The 18,849-nt window shown below is 73.2% G+C and carries 14 protein-coding genes; 8 read left to right on the forward strand and 6 right to left on the reverse strand.

Features of this window, described 5'->3' with window-relative positions; all coding sequences use genetic code 11:
- The first annotated feature begins 80 nt into the window (after positions 1–80).
- The 3 genes from F0344_RS31315 to F0344_RS31325 all read left to right on the forward strand — a co-directional run bounded on the left by F0344_RS31315 (position 81) and on the right by F0344_RS31325 (position 7,545).
- Positions 81–1,607 (forward strand): hypothetical protein, encoded by a 1,527-nt coding sequence (locus tag F0344_RS31315; RefSeq protein WP_185301975.1) that lies wholly within the window; start codon positions 81–83, stop codon positions 1,605–1,607.
- A 112-nt stretch (positions 1,608–1,719) separates the two neighbouring features.
- Positions 1,720–2,625, forward strand: a complete 906-nt coding sequence (locus tag F0344_RS31320; protein ID WP_185301976.1) for a hypothetical protein — start codon at positions 1,720–1,722, stop codon at positions 2,623–2,625.
- Between the two features lie 78 nt (positions 2,626–2,703).
- The gene (locus F0344_RS31325; protein WP_258050176.1) at positions 2,704–7,545 is read left to right on the forward strand and encodes a hypothetical protein; all 4,842 of its coding nucleotides are present in this window, start codon (positions 2,704–2,706) and stop codon (positions 7,543–7,545) included.
- Positions 7,546–7,579: 34 nt separating this feature from the next.
- On the opposite strand, the gene F0344_RS31330 is transcribed toward F0344_RS31325, so the two are convergent.
- Positions 7,580–8,020 carry a hypothetical protein gene (locus F0344_RS31330; RefSeq protein ID WP_185301977.1) on the reverse strand — a complete coding sequence of 147 codons (441 nt, stop codon included), beginning with the start codon at positions 8,018–8,020 and terminating at the stop codon, positions 7,580–7,582.
- A gap of 473 nt (positions 8,021–8,493) precedes the next feature.
- On the opposite strand from F0344_RS31330, the gene F0344_RS31335 reads away from it, so the two are divergent.
- Genes F0344_RS31335 through F0344_RS31350 form a run of 4 tightly spaced genes read left to right on the forward strand, consistent with a single transcriptional unit; the run spans position 8,494 to position 12,723 of the window.
- A complete protein-coding gene (locus F0344_RS31335; RefSeq protein ID WP_185301978.1) occupies positions 8,494–11,250 on the forward strand; it encodes a nitrate- and nitrite sensing domain-containing protein in 2,757 nt (918 codons plus the stop codon).
- The gene (locus F0344_RS31340) at positions 11,247–11,690 is read left to right on the forward strand and encodes a roadblock/LC7 domain-containing protein (RefSeq protein WP_185301979.1); all 444 of its coding nucleotides are present in this window, start codon (positions 11,247–11,249) and stop codon (positions 11,688–11,690) included. Before F0344_RS31335 ends, F0344_RS31340 begins: the two co-directional genes overlap by 4 nt.
- 9 nt (positions 11,691–11,699) lie before the next feature.
- A complete protein-coding gene (locus F0344_RS31345) occupies positions 11,700–12,137 on the forward strand; it encodes a DUF742 domain-containing protein (protein WP_185301980.1) in 438 nt (145 codons plus the stop codon).
- Positions 12,118–12,723 carry a GTP-binding protein gene (locus tag F0344_RS31350; RefSeq protein ID WP_185301981.1) on the forward strand — a complete coding sequence of 202 codons (606 nt, stop codon included), beginning with the start codon at positions 12,118–12,120 and terminating at the stop codon, positions 12,721–12,723. The genes F0344_RS31345 and F0344_RS31350 overlap by 20 nt, the downstream gene beginning before the upstream one ends.
- Before the next feature lie 85 nt (positions 12,724–12,808).
- On the opposite strand, the gene F0344_RS31355 is transcribed toward F0344_RS31350, so the two are convergent.
- From F0344_RS31355 to F0344_RS31370, 4 genes are all read right to left on the reverse strand, one after another.
- Positions 12,809–13,999: a lipid-transfer protein gene (locus F0344_RS31355; RefSeq protein WP_185301982.1), complete on the reverse strand. Its 1,191-nt coding sequence runs from the start codon at positions 13,997–13,999 to the stop codon at positions 12,809–12,811.
- Positions 13,996–14,481, reverse strand: a complete 486-nt coding sequence (locus F0344_RS31360; RefSeq protein WP_185301983.1) for a Zn-ribbon domain-containing OB-fold protein — start codon at positions 14,479–14,481, stop codon at positions 13,996–13,998. The genes F0344_RS31355 and F0344_RS31360 overlap by 4 nt, the downstream gene beginning before the upstream one ends.
- Positions 14,482–14,529: 48 nt before the next feature.
- A complete protein-coding gene (locus tag F0344_RS31365; RefSeq protein ID WP_185301984.1) occupies positions 14,530–14,877 on the reverse strand; it encodes a DUF962 domain-containing protein in 348 nt (115 codons plus the stop codon).
- Between the two features lie 120 nt (positions 14,878–14,997).
- A complete protein-coding gene (locus F0344_RS31370) occupies positions 14,998–15,804 on the reverse strand; it encodes a M15 family metallopeptidase (protein ID WP_185301985.1) in 807 nt (268 codons plus the stop codon).
- Between the two features lie 60 nt (positions 15,805–15,864).
- Between F0344_RS31370 and F0344_RS31375 the strand changes: the two genes are divergently transcribed.
- Positions 15,865–16,404, forward strand: a complete 540-nt coding sequence (locus tag F0344_RS31375; protein ID WP_258050177.1) for an NUDIX domain-containing protein — start codon at positions 15,865–15,867, stop codon at positions 16,402–16,404.
- A 13-nt stretch (positions 16,405–16,417) separates the two neighbouring features.
- Here F0344_RS31375 and F0344_RS31380 read toward each other — a convergent pair whose 3' ends face one another.
- Positions 16,418–18,751: a glycoside hydrolase family 31 protein gene (locus F0344_RS31380; RefSeq protein ID WP_185301987.1), complete on the reverse strand. Its 2,334-nt coding sequence runs from the start codon at positions 18,749–18,751 to the stop codon at positions 16,418–16,420.
- Positions 18,752–18,849: the final 98 nt, after the last annotated feature.

Consider the following 18,849-nt stretch of genomic DNA (forward strand, 5'->3'; position numbering starts at 1 on the left):
GCCGCTCCGCGCAGGGCGGCCGGTCGGTCGCTTCTGCGCCGTTTCGACCGTTGTCGGTGCGAGGACCTAATCTGTGCAGCGTGACTTCGCCTGCCTGCACGGACAACGCTGCGCCCCAGCTCAGGGGGGGACCGCGGCCCGCCCAGGGCCCCGCCGCCGATGAGGGGCTCTCGCGACGGCTGCGCGCGCTCGCCTGCACGGCGCCCCTGCACGACCTCGACGTGCGCAAGACGAATCTCGCCGGTGAGTACACGGTCTACTCGATGGCCGAGGTCGCGCTCGCCGCCATCGACCTGGTCACGCTCAACATGGACTTCGACACGGGCGCCGACCACGACCAGATAGTGGCCAGACTCCTGCCCCGGGTCGGCGCCCAGGCACCCGGCCGCCCGGTCGCCGAGCACGAGCGGGTCGCCCGCTGGGTGCTGGAGAACCTGATCAACGTCGGCAGCGTCGACCGGGGCTTCCGCGCGGTCTACGGCACGTTCGGACCCGACGGGGTGTACGTCCGCAGGGACTACGACTTCAAGCTCATCGAAGAAGTCCCCGGATACGGCGGCAGCGTGTACCTCCGCGCCACCGACGAGGCGGTCAACGTCCTGGTCGGCGCCCTCGACACGGACGTCACCAGCGCCCAGATCGCCGCGGAGGTGAAGCTGGAGGTGCTGATCAGCCGAGGACGCCTCGCCGACGCGCAGCTCGCCGCCGAGCAGGCCCGCTACCGCACCGTGCAGTACGCCGAAACGCTCCGCAGGACCCTGGAGGCGACCCGGCGCAACGTCCGCGCCGTCGACTGGCTCAACACCGTCCCGGACATGATCGCCGAAGCGCTGGACCACGTCGCCGACCGCTACCGCCACGAGAACGCGATCCTCACCAACATCCGCAAGTCGCGCGACGAGGCCGAGGACCCCGAGCACAAGCGGCGTGCCGCCGAGCTCGTCGACATCGTCAAGGACTGCATCCGCCGCCACACCCAGCTCCAGTCCAGACTGCTGGAGGCCGGACCGCTGTTCCGCGCCGAGCAGGACCGGCAGGCCTTCGCCGCCCCCACGGCACGGACGGGCCTCGACCTGTACGGACAGCTGGTCACCCCGCTGCTGCCGCTCCCCCTCGAACAGGCGGTCCGCGCCACGGACGCCTTCTTCGCGCACGGCACAGGCCTGCGTACGCCCACATCCGTACGGGTCGGTGACCTGGTCGACATGCTGCTCACGCCGCCCGCGGAACGCGAACACCTCGGCGCCGAGATGCCCGAACCGGACCTGATCGCCACCCCCGACGACAGCCGGTTCAGCGAGGACCAGCTCGCGCACGCCATGACGCTGCTCGATCTCGAGCACGACGCGCCGCGCCGGCTCTCCGGACTGCTGGCCGAAGCACGGCTCCGTGATCCCGAGCTGCCCTATCTGGTCGCCCTGCTCGCGGTCCACGCGGCGAGCCCTCCGGTCGGCACCGCCTACCGCCAGGGCGAACGGCGTCTGCTGTTCGCCGTGGACGACGGTACGCAGCTGGACGACCCGGAGTTCGGCGGCGCCGACCTGATAGTGGGCACCGCGCTGCTGGACACGGCCGCGGCGACGGCGGACCGCAGGGAGGCGTCATGACACCTCGTGCCTCCGCTCATGGATCCATGGATTCCCGCGCCATGACCCGCACAGGCAGTCACCCCTCCGTACCCCGGACCGTCCGCAGTTTCCGCACCGAGGAGCACCAACCGTGAGCGAGTACCACGCCGCGCACACCGACGCCTGGAGCGGGACGGCGGACCCGGCCCCGGCGGCCGAGCCGAGCGCCCCGGCACCCGTCACCCCGGCCGACGCCGCCGACGCCGCGCGCCTCGTCTCCTTCGGGCTCCAGCCCAAGCTGCTGCCCGCCCGCGACGCCGAGTACGCCGAACTGCTCCGCCGCTACCGGGAGGAGCCGGCCTTCGCCCGGCTCGCCGACGCCGTGGCCACCGGACTGGGGCTGATCGTCATGGAGGTGTCCACCCGCGCCGGGATGGCCGTCACCGCGGGCGAGGACTCGGTCTTCGCGGTACGCATGGGCGACTACGCCCGCCGCGCCTCGTCCGACTCCGCGGACCGCTTCCTGCACGGCCTCGCTCACCTCGCCGTCGCCGCCATGGCCTTCCCGCGGCCCGAGGACCTCGCCGACAACGGATACATCGGCCGCATCACCGTCAACGGCGTCGACGCCTTCGTACGCCAGGCGTGCCACCGCCTCGAGGAGCGGGCCGAGGAGCACGGCGACATCACCGACCCGGCCACCGACGCCCCCGGCCTCGAAGCCGGGTGGCGGATCTACGCCCGGCGCAGTGCCACCGGTGCGACGAAGGACGCCCGGCGGCTGGCCGGCTCCACCACCGGCATCATCGGCAAGGCCGTGGCCTTCCTCACCGATTCCGGCTTCCTCCAGCGCACCGGCGACGACGCGGGCGGGGCCTACCGCACCACCGCCCGCTACCAGCTTCAGGTCCGCGATATGGCAGGCAGCGCCGCCATGGCCGAACTGCTGGAGCTGGGAGTGGTCCCGGTCTCGGACGGCACCGCCACCCTGCTGCCCCCGCCGGACGCCGACCGCCCCGAGCTTGCCGCCGACCAGGGCCTGCCCTTCCACGCCTGACCCGCCGCGGCGCCCGCCTCCACCGGCCCCGCGCCCGACGTATCCCTCCCGCTGCCTGAACGACGAGAGTCCGCCGCCATGTACGAGTTGTCCCGGGTCCGCCTCTACTCCATCGGGCCTGCCGGTGCGCGCTACGCAGACACCGTGCTTGACCTGCGCGGAGTCGGTGAGCCCGTCCCCAACCCCGCGCCGGCCCAGGCGGAGTTCTTCGAGGACGAGCCGGCCGGCCCGCCGCGCCGCCCCGCGCCCGCGGGTGTGCTCTTCCTGGAGAACGGCGGCGGCAAGTCCGTCCTGCTGAAGCTGATCTTCTCCGTGATGCTGCCCGGTCACCGCAACACCCTGGGCGGCGCCAGCTCCGGTGTTCTGCGCAAGTTCCTGCTCGCCGACGACTGCGGCCATGTGGCGCTGGAATGGCAGCACACCCTGACCGGCGAGTGCGTCGTCGTCGGGAAGGTCAGCGAGTGGCGCGGACGCCAGGTCTCCAGCGATCCCCGTAAGTTCGCCGAGGCGTGGTACTCCTTCCGGCCCGGGCCCGGCCTCAGCCTCGACTCGCTGCCCGTCGCCGAGTCCACCGTCGTCGGCCGCCCCGCCGAAGGCGTCTCCGGTGCGCGGGGCAGGCGCCGCACCATGAAGGGCTTCCGGGACGCTCTCACGGACGCGGGGAAGTTCTACCAGCACCTCGATGTGCACTGGGAAGAGATCCACGACCGGTGGAACGAGCACCTCGGCGACCTCGGACTCGACCCCGAACTCTTCCGCTACCAGCGCGAGATGAACGCCGACGAGGGAGAGGCCGCCGGTCTCTTCGCCGTCAAGAAGGACTCCGACTTCACCGACCTGCTCCTGCGGGCGGTCACCGACACCCGTGACACCGACGGTCTCGCCGACCTGGTGAGCGGCTTCGGCAACAAGCTGGGCCGCCGCGCCGAACTCACCGCCGAGCGCGACTTCACCGCGGGCTCCGTCGATCTGCTCGGCCGGATCGTCGAGGCGGCCGACACCCGCGCCCGCAGCAGGGACGTCCACGCGGGCGCCGAACGCCGCACGCGCACCCTCGCCCGCAGACTCTCCGCGCGCGCCACCGAGGAACGTGCCCGCACCAGCGAGTTCGCCCAGCAGGTCACGGCCGCCGCCCACACCGTCACCGAGGCCGAGCGGGCCCGCGGCAGCCGCGCCCTGATCGCCGCCGAACTCGCCTTCCGGCACGCCTCGCTGGCCCTGACCGCCGCCGAGAAGGCCGCCGCCGCCCTGCGCCGCGAACTGGCCGAGGCCCGGACGCTGCACTCCGCCTGGCAGGCCGCGGAAGCGGTGCTGCGCCACCGCGCCGCGGCCGACCGCGCCGCACGGGTCGCCGTCGCCATCCGCGAGGCCGAGCGCGACGCCGCTCCCGCTCTCGCCGCACGGGCCACGGCCGCCGCCGACCTCGTACGCGCCCTGCACACCGCCGCCCAGGCGGGGGAGCGCGAGGCCAACGAGCAGGAGGAGCGCTCCGACCTCCTCCAGGAGACGGGCGAGCGGGCGCACCGAGAAGCCACCACGGCCGCCACCGAGGCCCAGCGGGCCCGCAGCGAGGCCGGTCATCTGCGCCAGCGTCTGGCCGAGGTCGAGCAGGAGACCGCCGAAGCGGTGCGGGCCGGCTGGCTCGACAACACAGCGCCCGACGCCGACCCGGCCCGCGCGGCCCTCGCCGCGAGCGAGTCGGAGCAGGCGGCCGTCGCCGCGTGGGACACCGCCAGGGAAGCGGCCGGGGCGGCAGCGGACCGGGCGAGGGAAGCGGCCGGGACCGAGAGCCGGGCCGAACTCGCCGCGGCCCGGGCCTCGGACGGGGCGGACGCCGCTGAGCAGGCGTACGAGGCGGAGCTCAGGGCAGCCGAGTCGATCGCCGCCGACCAACGCATCGCCGACCTCCTCGGCCTCCCGTCGGCGCAGCCCACCGGCGTACCCAGGCCCCGCCAGGGGACGGGCGGCGACCCGGAAGGGCCGAACGCGCCGCAGGGCGGCGGCTTCCAGGACGGCCGGCCGGCCCCCGGTGACGACACCCGCCACGCCTCCTCCGGCTCCGGCGGCCAGGCCGCCGTCGCCACGTCCCTCGCCACGTCCTTCGCCGCCGAACAGGCCCTGAGCGCCGAGCAGTTCGAGGCCGGCGCCGACCAGCTGCGCGAACTGCTCGACCAGGGCGTCACCGCCGCCGAGCGCAGGCTCTTCGAGCTCCGCACGGCCGCCGCCGACGACGCGCGGATCCTCGGCGCGCTCGGCGACGGAGGACTGCTGCCGCCGGGGCCCGACGTCCTGGCCACCGTCGAATACCTCGGTGAGCACGGCATCCCCGCCCTCCCCGGCTGGCGCTATCTCGCCCAGGCCGTCGACCCCGCCGACCACGCGTCGGTCCTCGCGGCCCGTCCCGAGCTGGTCGACGGCGTCGTGATCACCGACCCCGAATCCCACGCCCGCGCCCGCGAGGTGCTGGGGAGTGCCGCCCTCCTGCCCCGTTCCGCGGTCGCCGTCGGCACGGCCGCCGCGCTCCTCGCCCCCGTACCCGCCCCGGGAGCGGACCACGGCACGGACGCGGTCTTCCTCGTCCCGCCGAACCCGGCGATGCACGACGAGCACGCGGCCGACGAGGAGCGGCAGGCGCTCCGGCTCAGGGCCGCCGCCCGTGACGAGGACATCCGGACCCTGGCGGCCCGGCTCACCGCCGACCGCTCCCTCGCCGCCCGCATCGGCTCCTGGCGCGCCGACTGCCCGCCCGGCAGGCTCACCGAACTGGCCGAGTCGGCGCGTACGGCCCGAGGGGCCGCCGAAACCGCGCAGGCCGCGCTCGCGGAGGCCCGCGCGTCCCGCGCCGAGGCCGACGAGGCAGCCGCCGAGACCGCCCGCGTCCGTGAGGAACGCCAGGAGGCCGCCCAGCGCGCCCGCCGGGCGGCCGACGCCCTCGCCGGCCTCGCGCACCGCCTGCGCGAGCGCGCCCGCTGGCAGTCCCGGCTGCGCGAACTCGTCGAGGAGACAGCCGAATCCGAGGCCCGGGCCACCACCTGCCTGGACCTCGCACGCGCCGCCGACGAGGACCGCCGCGCCGCCCAGCGCGCCGGTGACGACGCCCGCCGTACCGCCCGCGCCCTGCGGGCCGAGCGCGCCGAGATCGCCGGTGCGCCGGAGCAGCTTCCGGAACCGCGGGGCGAGGCAGCCCGGGCCTCACTGCCCGCCCTCCGCGAGGCGTACCGCGCGGCCTCCCAGCTGTACGAGAAGGTCGGCGTCGGCGCCGACCTGCGCGCCGAACAGGCCCGCGCCGAGAGTGACGAGAGCGCCGCGCTCGCCGAGCTCGACCGCCTCACCAACAAGGTCCGCACCCGCGCCGCCCAGCTCCTCGAAGGAACCGACGGCGCCGACGGACCGTCCAGGCAGGCCGCGGCAGCCCGCGCCGAGTCCCTGGTCCAGCTCCTGGAGACCCGCGCGTCCACGGCCAGCGAACAGCTCGGCCGGCTCCGCGGCGAGGCCGAACGGCTCGCCCCCGCCGACGAGGAACCCCACCACACCGAACTGCGGGACGAACTGGTCCCCGCCGACGCCGGACAGGCACAGAGCCTGCTCCGCACGGCCACCGCCGAACTCGCGTCCGCCACCGGCGCCCTGGACACCGCCAGGGCCGCCCACAGCGAACTGCTCCACGCGCACCGCACCGCGGAGGACTCGGCGCGCGGCTTCGAGGAGACCGGGGCCCTCCTGCGCGACCTGCTCCGGGACCACGGCACCGACGAGGAGACCGACGGCCCGGAGCCCTACCCGGGCACCCTGGAAGAGGCCCGGCAGTCCGCCGCCGAGGCCCGCCGCTCCCTGCGGGGCTGCGCAGCCGATCTGTCGGCCGCCGAGACCGCTGTACGGGAAGCGAGCGATGTGCTCGTACGCCACGCCAACTCCACCCGGTACGAGCAGGTCCGCACCCCCGCCCGCCAGCAGATCCGGGAGCTCCCGGCCTCGGCCCTGCCGGAGCACGCCGCGAAGTGGGCCGCCGCCTTCGCGCCCCGCCTCCGCGTCCTCACCGACGAGATGGCCCAGCTGGAGCGCAACCGGGACTCCATCGTCGACCGTCTCCGGGGGCTCGTGGAGTCCTCCCTCGCCACCCTCCGCTCGGCGCAGCGGCTCTCGCAGCTCCCCGAGGGACTGGGGGAGTGGTCCGGTCAGGAATTCCTTCGGATCCGCTTCGAGGAACCCGACCAGGCCACGCTCACCGAGCGGCTCGGCGTGGTCATCGACGAGGCCACGCACGCCGCCCTCAAGAAGAACTCCGACCTGCGCCGGGACGGCATGTCCCTGCTGCTGCGCGGCGTCCAGGCAGCCCTCGAACCCAAGGGCATCGCCGTGGAGATCCTCAAGCCGGACGCGGTGCTCCGCGCCGAACGGGTCCCGGTCGGCCAGATGGGAGACGTCTTCTCCGGAGGCCAGCTGCTCACCGCCGCGATCGCCCTGTACTGCACGATGGCGGCGCTGCGCAGCAACGACCGCGGCCGGGACCGCCACCGGCACGCCGGCACGCTGTTCCTCGACAATCCCATCGGCCGGGCCAACGCCACGTATCTTCTGGAACTCCAGCGGGCGGTCTCGGACGCGCTGGGAGTCCAGCTGCTGTATACGACCGGCCTGTTCGACACCACGGCACTCGCCGAGTTCCCCCTGGTCATCCGTCTGCGCAACGACGCGGACCTGCGGGCCGGGCTGAAGTACATCAGCGTGGAGGAGCACCTGCGGCCCGGACTGCCGCAGCAGGATCCGGACGCCGAGACGGTCCATGGCGAGATCACCGCGACCCGCATGTTCAAACGCACCCCGCAGGCCGCCGAGGAAGCCGCCCAGGCGCAGGCGGCCCGGAAGGAAGAGGCCCGCCAGGACGAGGCCCGGCACGAAGCCACGAAGGACAGGTCCTGAGGACGGTCCGTACGCCGAGGCACAGGCGTCCGGGTCACGCCCGGGACAGGCCGCCCGTGTCCCGGCGGCGTATCCGCGTGGCCTGCCGTGCCGCGCCCTTGGCCGTCCGCCGGGCCCGGCGCCGCTCACGGCGTATCCGCCTGGCCGTGCTGCTCGGCACGGACACCACACCGTTGCGCTGGTTCCACACCTGCCGTGTGACCCACACGTCCAGGACCGACCATGTCGCGACGACCGTGCTGCCCACACCGGTGAGCATCATCGGGAACGCCAGCCAGGAGCCCGCCAGTGCGCTCAGGAAAGCCACCATGGCCTGTATGAGCGTCAGCGCCGTGATCAGAACGGCCCGCACCGCCGCCGTCCGCACGGGATCCGGCATTCTCCGCCGCTCCGCGGGCTCCTCGACCCAGAGCTGCCGCTCAATCCGCGCCGACTGCTCCGCCGTCTGCTCGCTCCGACGCTCTTCCGTGTCCACGAACCCTCAACTCCCCACCACTGTCGGACTTCAGGGTGGCTGCCCGGATTACGGCTGTTCTACGCGGGCGGTGCCTTCCGCCCTGTCATACGCACCCATGGAGTCACCTGCCCCGTACAGAGGGACGAATGCCGGGCCGCGAAGATTCCCGCGCAGGCGGTTCATCAAGCCTCGAAGCCCGCAGAGCGAAGAAATCCAGCCAACTGCTTGTGTCGCGTCGGTGCCGGTCCGCCCTACGCCAGCTGTCGCTTTCGGGAAATTCGTCTCCGGGAATACCGGGACAACTCATGAGCAAGCCAGAGCGGTGCGGCTGAAACTCGTCCGGACAAGCCTTCGAGTTGTCCGGGTGTCAGTAGTAGGCTCGCGCCGTTTGTTGACGGATGCCGACGGAACGCCGACCGGTCAGCGACACGGACCCGGCGAACCACTGACGTGAACGACCCCCGCACCGCGGGGTCGAGCTGGGGGAGGCCATGCGCTTTCGCGGGAAGTCCATCCGCAGGAAGATCGTGGCGTTGCTCATGGTGCCGCTCGTCTCCCTCACAGGCCTCTGGGTCTTCGCCACCTACATCACGGGCCGTGAGGCGGGCGAACTCATGGGCGCCGGTTCCGTCATGGAGAAGGTCGGCCACCCCCTCGAGGACACCGTCCGTGCTGTCCAGAACGAACGACGCCAGACGCTGATCTTCCTCGCCGACCCCCGGGCCTCCGACGCTCTGCCCCTCCTGCACCGCGAACGGGCTGCCACCGACCGTGTCGTGGCGGACGTCCGGGAGAGCGCGCAGGAGAAGGGGATCCGCGACGCCCTGCGGCCGGACGCCGAGGAAGGGCTGGATTCGATCCTCAGCGCCGTCGACGGGCTGGACGCCCTGCGGCAGTCGGTCGAGCGGCGCACCATCGACCGCGACCGGGCTTTGGACTTCTACAACCGGCTCATCGACCCCTGCTACCGCTTCCTGAACGGTCTCCACACGATGGAGAACGTATCGATGGACAAGCAGGTCAGAGCGTTGACCGGGATCTCGCGGGCGCGCGAAATGCTCTCCCGCGAGGACGCGTTGATCGCCTCCGGGCTCATCGCGGGCCGGCTCGACGCCGGAGAACTGCGCGCGGCCTCCGACCTGGTCGCGAGCCGCGAGCTGCTGTACGAGGTGAACCTCGAACTCCTGCCCTCGTCCGAACGCCGTCGTGTGGAGCACTACTGGGGCAGCCCCGACACCGAACCCCTGCGCAGCGCGGAGAAGACGCTCATCGGCGCCGGCCCCGTCGCGCGGCCGGGCAGCGTCGACGCGGAGCGGTGGCAGGAAGTGGCCGAACCGGTCCTGGACCGGCTCGCCAACGACACCACCGAGATGACCAACCGCTTCCAGGACCGCGCCGAACCCGCCGGCTACCGCGTCCTGATCCAGGCGGGAGTCGCCGGTGTGCTGGGCTTCCTCGCCCTGCTCGTCTCGGTCTTCGTCTCCGTACGCATCGGCCGCGAGCTCATCCGTGACCTCTCCCGGCTCCGCAAGGACGCCCACGAGGTCTCCGGCGTACGCCTGCCGAGCGTGATGCGCCGACTCGCCGCGGGCGAACAGGTGGACGTCGAGACCGAGGCCCCGCACCTCCAGTACGAGCGGGACGAGATCGGCCAGGTCGGCCAGGCGCTCAACACCCTTCAGCGGGCCGCCGTCGAGGCCGCGGTCAAGCAGGCGGACATGCGCCGCGGGGTCTCCGAGGTCTTCGTGAACCTCGCCCGCCGCAACCAGGTCCTCCTGCACCGTCAGCTGACTCTCCTGGACGCCATGGAGCGCCGCACCGAGAACAGCGACGAACTCGCCGACCTGTTCCGCCTCGACCACCTCACCACCCGTATGCGGCGGCACGCCGAGGGCCTCGTGATCCTCTCCGGAGCAGCCCCCTCCCGCCAGTGGCGCAAGCCGATCCAGCTGATGGACGTCGTACGGGCCGCCGTCGCGGAGGTGGAGGACTACGAACGGATCGAGGTCCGGCGGCTGCCCCGCATCGGCGTGGGCGGCCCCGCGGTGGCCGACCTCACCCACCTGATCGCCGAACTCCTGGAGAACGCCACCGTGTTCTCGCCCCCGCACACCGCGGTCCACGTGCACGGCGAGCGCGTCGCCAACGGCTTCACGCTGGAGATCCACGACCGGGGCCTCGGCATGGCCCCCGAGATCCTGCTTGACGCCAACCTCCGGCTCGCCGAGACGCCCGACTTCGAGCTCTCCGACACCGACCGGCTCGGCCTCTTCGTGGTCAGCCGGCTCGCCCAGCGCCAGAACGTACGTGTCTCCCTCCAGCGGTCTCCGTACGGCGGGACCACCGCGGTCGTGTTCATCCCGGCCCCCATGCTCACCGACGCACCGGAGACCCACGGGACCGGATTCCGCCTCGACCGCAGAGCCGAGCGCGCGATCGCCGGCGGGCGGCCGCACAAGGACGGTGCGGCCCTGGACGGTGTGCCCGCAGGCGGTACGAAGGAGGGCGGCCGCACCTCCGTCCTCTCCCCCGTACCGACCGGGCTCTCCGGCCCCTCTGTTCTCGACGGCCCCGTGGAGCTCGAAGGCCCGCTCGACGCCCTGGGCTTCCCGCAGGAAGCCACCGGGGCCGTCGGCCCCGACGTCGATCCGGCACTGTTGCCGGTGCTCGACGGTGTCTGCGACCTGGAGGACACCGAGAGCGAACGCGGCGGCATCTTCCGCGCACGCGACCTGCGCCGCGACGCCGACCGCGAGCAGCACCAGCAGGCCGCCGACCAGGCCGGCGAGCACGAGGCCGATGTCCGCCCCATGCGCCCGGCGGGCCCCGTTCCGCTGCCGCGCCGCAAGACGCCGACTTTGGTCACCGGCCGGGGCCGCCGGGTGGACGACGAGGGCCGCACCCACCCCGACGCCTTCCCGTCCCGTCCCGCGACGACGGACCGGCGGGGCCCGGCCACCGCGACGGAACCGGCGGCCGAACCGGCACAGGAGACCGTGGGCGGTCTGCCGCGCCGGGTCCGCCAGGCCAGCCTCGCCCACCAGCTCCGGGAGGAATCCGCCCAGCGGACCCCCGGCCACGTCCCCGCGGACGCCGCAGACGATCTCGAACGCGACGCGGAAGAAGTACGCAATCGCATGGCCTCGCTCCAACGGGGCTGGCAGCGTGGCCGGCGCGAGAACGCCGAAGACGTGCCCGGCCGCGGCGAGACAGCACCAGGAACCACTCCGGGAGGGGACGGTCCATGACCGCACCGAACGCCTCAGCATCCAGCGGGAGCCGTCCAGGCTCCGGCGAACTCGACTGGCTCCTCGACGAACTCGTCGATCGCGTCGGCAGCATCCACAAGGCGCTGGTGCTCTCCAGCGACGGTCTCGCCACCGGCACGTCCAAGGACCTGACCCGTGAGGACAGCGAGCACCTGGCAGCGGTCGCGTCCGGCTTCCACAGCCTCGCCAAGGGGGTCGGCCGCCACTTCGACGCCGGCCGGGTACGCCAGACGGTCGTCGAGCTCGACGAGGCGTTCCTCTTCGTCACCGCGGCCGGTGACGGCAGCTGCCTCGCCGTTCTGGCCGACTCCGACTCCGACGTCGGCCAGGTGGCGTACGAGATGACGCTGATGGTCAAGCGTGTGGGGGCTCACCTGGCCAACGCCCCCCGGACGACCGGTCTGCACGCCGGAGGGTGAGTGGATGGCATGAGCGCTGACTCCTCCCGGGGCGCCGTCTCCGGAGCTCCGGCCGCGTCCACCGTCTCCCAGTCCTCGCGTTGGTACGACGCGGACGCGGGACCGGTGGTCCGCCCGTACGCGATGACCCGAGGGCGTACCAGCAGCGCCTCCCGCCACCGCCTCGACCTGATCGCGATCGTCGTCCCCGAACCGGCGGCCGACGATCCGGGCCGGGACCAGACGCTCTCCCCGGAACATGTGGAGATCGTCGAACTCTGCAGTGACATGCCCCAGTCGATCGCGGAACTCGCGGCCGGGCTGGACCTCCCCGTCGGGGTGGTCCGGGTCCTGGTCGGTGATCTCGTCGAGGACGAGCTGGTGCACGTAACCCGTCCCGTTCCGCCGGCCGAGCTGCCGGACGTGAACATTCTTCGCGAGGTGATCAATGGCCTTCGGGCGCTCTAGCCGCAAGAGGCGGCCCGTTGAGCCCGTTACCCTGAAAATCCTGGTGGCGGGCGGCTTCGGAGTGGGCAAGACGACCCTGGTGGGAGCGGTCAGCGAGATCAGACCGCTGCGTACGGAAGAGAGGCTGAGCGAGGCGGGCCGTCCGGTGGACGACCTGGCGGGCGTCGAGGCGAAGACCACCACCACGGTGGCGATGGACTTCGGCCGCATCACACTCCGCGAGGACCTGGTGCTGTATCTGTTCGGCACTCCAGGACAGGACCGCTTCTGGTTCCTGTGGGACGAGCTGTCCCAGGGCGCCCTGGGCGCCGTCGTCCTCGCGGACACCCGACGGCTGGAGGACTGCTTCGCGGCGGTCGACTACTTCGAGCGCCGGGCGATCCCGTTCGCCGTAGCCGTCAACTGTTTCGAGGGCGCCGACCGGTTCCCCGTCGAAACGGTGCAGGCGGCGCTGGACCTCGACCCCGAGGTCCCGGTGCTGCTGTGCGACGCGCGCGACCGCCCGTCCGTACGGGACGTGCTGGTCGCGGTGGTGGAGCACGCGATGGCCCGCGCCGACAGGATCCGGGAGCCCGCGACCACGTAGGGCATGACGCCGTACGCGGCCCGTACCCGCCGACCGGGGTACGGGCCGCGTGTCGCAGGGCCGTGTCCGCGAGGACCGCCGGGTCTCAGCGCACCGCGATGACGGCCGAGCCGTGACCGAACAGCCCCTGGTTCGCAGTGATCCCGGCGCGGGCGCCCGGCACCTGCCGTTCGCCCGCGGTCCCGCGCAACTGCCATGTCAGCTCGCAGACCTGGGCGATCGCCTGGGCCGGAACCGCCTCCCCGAAGGACGCCAGCCCACCGCTCGGGTTGACCGGGACGCGCCCGCCGAGCGCGGTCACCCCCTCGCGTACGAGCTTCGCGCCCTCACCGGGTGCGCACAGCCCGATGTCCTCGTACCACTCCAGTTCCAGCGCGGTGGAGAGGTCGTACACCTCGGCGAGCGAAAGGTCCTGCGGGCCGAGACCGGCCTCCTCGTACGCGGCCCGGGCGATCGAGGCGCGGAAAGTCTCCGGAGCGGGTTCCACCGCCACCGCGGAGTCCGTCGCGATGTCCGGCAGATCCAGCACCTCCCTCGGGAAGGCCGGGGTGACGGTGGAGACCGCACGGATACGGACCGGGTCGGCGGCCCCGTGGCGCCCGGCGAAGTCCATGCTGGACAGGACGAGCGCCGCCGCGCCGTCGGACGTGGCACAGATGTCGAGGAGCCGCAGCGGATCGGCGACCACGGCGGACGCGGCGACCTGCTCGGCCGTCACCGGCGCGCGGTACCGGGCGAGGGGATTCAGCGCGCCCGCCGCCGCGTTCTTGACCTTGACCAGCGCGAAGTCCTCGGCCGTGTCCCCGTACAGAGCCATGCGGCGCCGGGCGTAGAGCCCGAAGTACACGGGGTTCGTCGCCCCCAGGACACGGAACCGCAGCCAGTCGGGATCGTCGGGCCGTTCGCCGCCCGCCGGAGCGAAGAATCCCTTGGGAGCCGCGTCCGCGCCCACGACGAGCACCACGTCGGCAAGGCCCGCCAGGATCTGGGCACGGGCGGCGTTGACCGCCTGGGCCCCCGAGGCGCAGGCCGCGTACACACTGGTCACCCGCGCGCCCTGCCAGCCGAGCGCCTGCGCGAACGTCGACCCGGCCACGTACCCCGGATAGCCGCCGCGCACGGTCTCCGCGCCGACCACCGAGCCGATGTCGCGCCAGTCGAGGCCCGCGTCGGCGAGCGCGGCCTTCGCCGCGACCCTGCCGTACTCGACGAAGCTCCGCCCCCACTTGCCCCACTGATGCATCCCGGCCCCGAGGACCGCCACATCGCCGGTCATGCCGTGCCTCCCTCGGGTGCCGCTGGCCGGGGAGCCGGTACGGGCCGCCAGTTCCACGTGGTCCGCGGCCCCCCGCTTCCGGGCGCACCGAGCAGCACACCGGGCACCGCCTCGACCCTCGTCCCGACCTCCAGATCCGCCACCCCCACCCCCGGCGCCGCCTGCCCCAGCACGACCATGCGCTCGGCGGCCAGCTCGACGGCGATCAGGGTGCAGGGCTCCCAGGGCACGTCCGGATCCGAGACGTACGGGGGAGGGGGCCGGTACCGGCCGTCGGTGAACGACCAGACCGTGCCCCGCTTGGAGAGCGGCACCTCGGCCAACTCCCCCCCGGAGCAACCCGGGTTACGGCAGAAACGGTCCTCGCGGGGGAAGAAGACCGTGCGGCAGCCGGAACATCGGGTCCCCAGTAGCCGGAAGTCCTCATCGGTGCTGTCCTCGGTGAACCAACCGGCCACCACGGGTGTGCGCGTGCGCGACAAAGCCCCTCCCGGCACTGGAACTGACGGAACGTCAGAAGTGTGCCACGGTCAGCGGTTTCCGGCGAGCCACTTGGCGGCGGTCTCGGCCAGCTCCCCGTCCCGGCCCGCGAGCATCATCCGGATCATCTGCACGTCACCGCGCAGCGACCACGCGGGATGCCCGAACGAGGCCGGGTTGTTCTTCTCGACGAAGAAGTGCGCCGGCCAGGCGGCCCCGTACCCGAGGAGCGGCAAGGCCGCCAGGTACCGCCGTCGCCCGCGCGCCAGCCCGTAGGCGGCGACCGTGAGGCCGGTCAGGGTCCCGGTCAGATGCACCCAGCGGGTCGCGGCCCGGGAGTGCATCGCCACGTAGTAGGGCCAGAATTCCTCGTACGAATCGAACGTCTGCTGTGACATACGGGCACGTTAACGGCTGGAACGGCAACCGGATACGGCCCGCCCGCGTCCGAAGAGGAGAACGGGCGGCCGGAGCCCACGGGGGTGGTCCCGGCCGCCTGTTCACCGGGGCTCGAGGCCTCAGTGCCCCGCAACGGACCGCTTCGCCACCGGGAAGTCGAAGAACGTGCTGGGGAAGGGCTCCGGCTTGAAGGTGAAGTGCCACCACTCCTCGGCCAGGTTCACGAAGCCCCGGCCGGCGAGGGTCTGCTTGAGCAGCTGGCGGTTGGCGCGCTGGATGCCCTGGATCCGCGGGTCCTCCGTGTGCGACAGCGTGTCGAAACAGTCGTAACTCGTCCCCATGTCGACCGAGCTGTCGGGGAAGCGCTCGGACTGCGGCGCGTAGCAGGGCGTCAGTGCCTCACCCGGCACGTACGGCCTGGTGGGCGCCGCCGGCAGCTTCACCAGCGTCAGGTCCACCGTGCTGCCGCGGCTGTGACCGGACTTCTCGGCGATGTAACCGTCCTCGAACAGCCGCGTCTTGTCGACCCGGGGGTAGAACTCGCCCTTCATCGTCTGGTCGTCGAGATCCTTCGCCCAGCGCACGAAGTGGTCCACGGCCCGCTGCGGCCGGTAGCAGTCGTACACCTTGAGCGAGTAGCCCTGGCGCAACAGCCGTGTCTGCGCCTCGTGCAGCGCGCGGGCGGCGGGCCGCGTCAGGATGCAGACCGGCTGCCGGTAGCCGTCGACGGGCGCCCCCAGGAAGTTGTGGGCGGTGGTGTACCGCATCTCCTGGATGATCGTCGGATCGACGGAGCGCAGCGAGACGAACTCGCCGGGGGCCTTCGGTTCGGGTGAGGCCCCGGCCACCGGGGCGGCGACGGTCACGGCGAGCAGGGTGGCGGCCAATGCCGCCATGGTGCGGAAAGCGGTGCGGATTCCTGTCATGGGCACATCGTCTATCAGCTCCGGGCTCCCCGCGAAAGAGTGATCGGATACAGTCCGCCCGTGTCCGCACCCACGAACCCGCACACGACGCCCGCCCGGGACTCGCACTGCGACAGCTGCGGTACGCAGTACCCCGCGGCGAACTCCGCCTCCTGGCCCCGGACCTGCGCGAGCTGCGGGGCCACCGCCTACCGCAACCCGCTGCCGGTCGCCGTGGCCCTGCTCCCCGTCACCGACGCGCGCGGCGGCGGACTGGTCGTCATCACCCGCGCCGTCCCACCCCAGCAGGGCGGAACCGCGCTCCCCGGCGGCTTCATCGACCACGCGGAGGACTGGCGCCACGCGGTCGTACGCGAGCTCCGCGAGGAAACCGGCATCGAGGCCCAGGAGCAGGACGTCCGCCTGGCCGACGCGATGAGCAGCCGCGACGGCCACCTCCTGCTCTTCGGCCTGCTGCCCCCGCGCCCGGCCGCGGACCTGCCGGCCTCCGTACCCACCGCCGAGACCGCCGGCTACGAAGTGCTGCGCGCCGCCCGGGAACTGGCCTTCCCCCTGCACACCCGAGCCGCCCACGCCTGGTTCGCCGGCCGGTACGGCTGACCGTCCGGTGCCGCTAGAGCCCCCTCACCCGCAACGGAGGCAGAGCCGCCCCCGCTTCACCGCCGTCCCGCTCGACCAGCACCCGCCCGTCCGCCATCCGCGACGTGAACCGCTCGACCGCCGACCGCGCCCATCCGTCGCCGGCGTCCCGCACCAACAGACCCCCGCCCGTACGGCCCACCGGCGGAGCCCACACCTCCAGTTCGATACCGCCCTCCGCACCCCGCACCGGAATCACCGCCCCGGCCCGCGCCAGCACCGGAATCCGTGACAACGGGGCATCGACCAGCACCTTCCCGGGCCCCTCGTACGCCTCCCCGGTCGCCGTGTCGTACCAGCGCCCGCGCGGCAGCCGCACCGCCCGCCGCTCCGTCCCGCGCTCCAGCGCCGGCGCCACGAGCAGCGCGTCACCCAGCAGGAACGCGTCCTCGCAGTCCCTCAGCGCCCGGTCACCGGACGCCCCCCACCACAACGGCCGTACATACGGGGCACCCGTCAACCGGGCCACCTGAGCCAGCGTCACGAAATACGGCAGCAGCCTCTCCCGCCCGTCGAACGCGGCCTTCGCGTACGCGAGGACCTCCGGCCCGGACTCCCACGGCTCCCGCACGCCCGAGCCCCGGTCCGAGTCCCCGTCCGCGCCGACCCGGAACAGCGGCAGATGGGCAGCCAGCTGAAGCCGGCGTACGTACAGCTCGTCCGACTCCTCCGCGCCGGCCCCGCCGACCCCCGCGTACGGCACCCCGCACAGCCCGAGACCCAGCACCAGAGCGAGCGAGGCCCGCAGCCCCGGCCACCCGGCCGGCCCCGCACAGGCCCGCACACCCCCGTACCGCTGAACCCCCGCCCACCCCGAACGCGCGACCACGAACGGCCGCTCGTCCGGCCGCGACCGGCCCACCCCCTCGTGCCCGGCACGCGCCATGGCCAGCCCGTACACGTTGTGCGCCTCGCGGCGATCACCGCCGCGTCCCTCCAGGGCGTACCGCGCCGAAAGCGGAAGCGCCGGACCGTGCCCGCCCGCCCGTGAACCCGGCTCGTGCCACACACCGGAGAAGCCCTGCTCCAGCGGCTCCCCGTACAGCCCACCCCACCACTCACGCACCAGCGGATCGGTGAAGTCCGGACAGACCGACCCGGCCGGCCGGCCGGCACCCCGCACCACACGGCCCCCGGCATCCCGGACGTACGCACCGGCCGGCCCGACCCGCTGCCCACCGGTGAACACGGCGTCCCCCGGCTCCGCCGACACGGCGGGCCCGACGGACGCCACCAGCCGGACACCGTCCTCCCGCAGCTCCTTCGCCAGCCGGGGCAGACCGGGAAACCGCTCGCGACCCGAACCGAACGCCTGCTGAGCCCCGCCCCGGCCGGGATCCAGGTGAACAACGGACAGCGGCAGCCCCCGCTCCCGGTACCCGGCGACCAGCCGCCGCACCTCATCCTCCCCGCCCGCCCCCGGCCCGCCGTGCTGCGCGCCCAGCGCCCAGGACGGCGGCAGGGCAGGGGCACCGGTCAACGCCGTCCAGCCCAGCAGCACCCGCGCCGGGGTCCCCGCGACGACCCAGCAGCGGAGCGGACCCCCGTCCATCCGCACCTCACACGTTCCCGGCCTGTCATGCCCGGAGCCCGCGCCCTCCCCGCCCTCGCACAAGGACACCCGCCCCGACCACGCGTTGTCGTGGAAGAACAGATGCGTCCCCGCATCCGACACGACCAGATGCACGGGCATCGTGAGATTCCGCGGCGCGTCACCGGGCCCCGGGTTCCACAACCGGTACGTCCCCTCCCGCAGCCGCGCACCGGACGGCCACCCGCCCAGCCCGAAGAACCGCGCGTCGGCCGGCACCTCGGACCGCTGGACCCACCGCGCCGCACCTCCCGCCACCGGCTCCCACCAGCGCGGCGGCAGCTCCCGCCGGAGCACGAGCCCACCGGGCGTACGCAGCTCGACCGCCCCGTGCCGAGACACCGCCACCGTCAGCCGCTCCGAGACCACCTGCCAGCCGCCGTCCTTGTCCGGTTCCAGCGACGCCCGCGGGTCCGGCTCCGGCTCGTCACCCGGCAGGGCGTACGACGGCAATGCCTCCGCCCCGTCCCAGGCCCAGAACACCGCACCGCCCGCCGCGACACGTATCCGCAGCTCCGAACGGGTGAACCGCACGACACCCCCGCCGGGACCCGGTTCCGCCCCCGTCAGCAAGCCCGGTACTCGCGCCCGCTCCGCACCGCGCGGCGGCAGCGCCCGCGCATCCGCACGCCGGTGCCGCCAGGCCGTGCGCACCGTGCGCAGACCTTGTACCGAACCGACCATTCTCACCGAGCGCACCAGGTCACGACCGTCCATACGGCCCACCCTGCCAGCCGCCCTGGGTGAAACAGGCTCCGTTCAACTTCCGTTCACCGTGGCCGAACCACATAACGGGACGGGCAACCATGGCTGGG

Source organism: Streptomyces finlayi (assembly GCF_014216315.1).
Classification (GTDB): Bacteria; Actinomycetota; Actinomycetes; order Streptomycetales; family Streptomycetaceae; genus Streptomyces; species Streptomyces finlayi_A.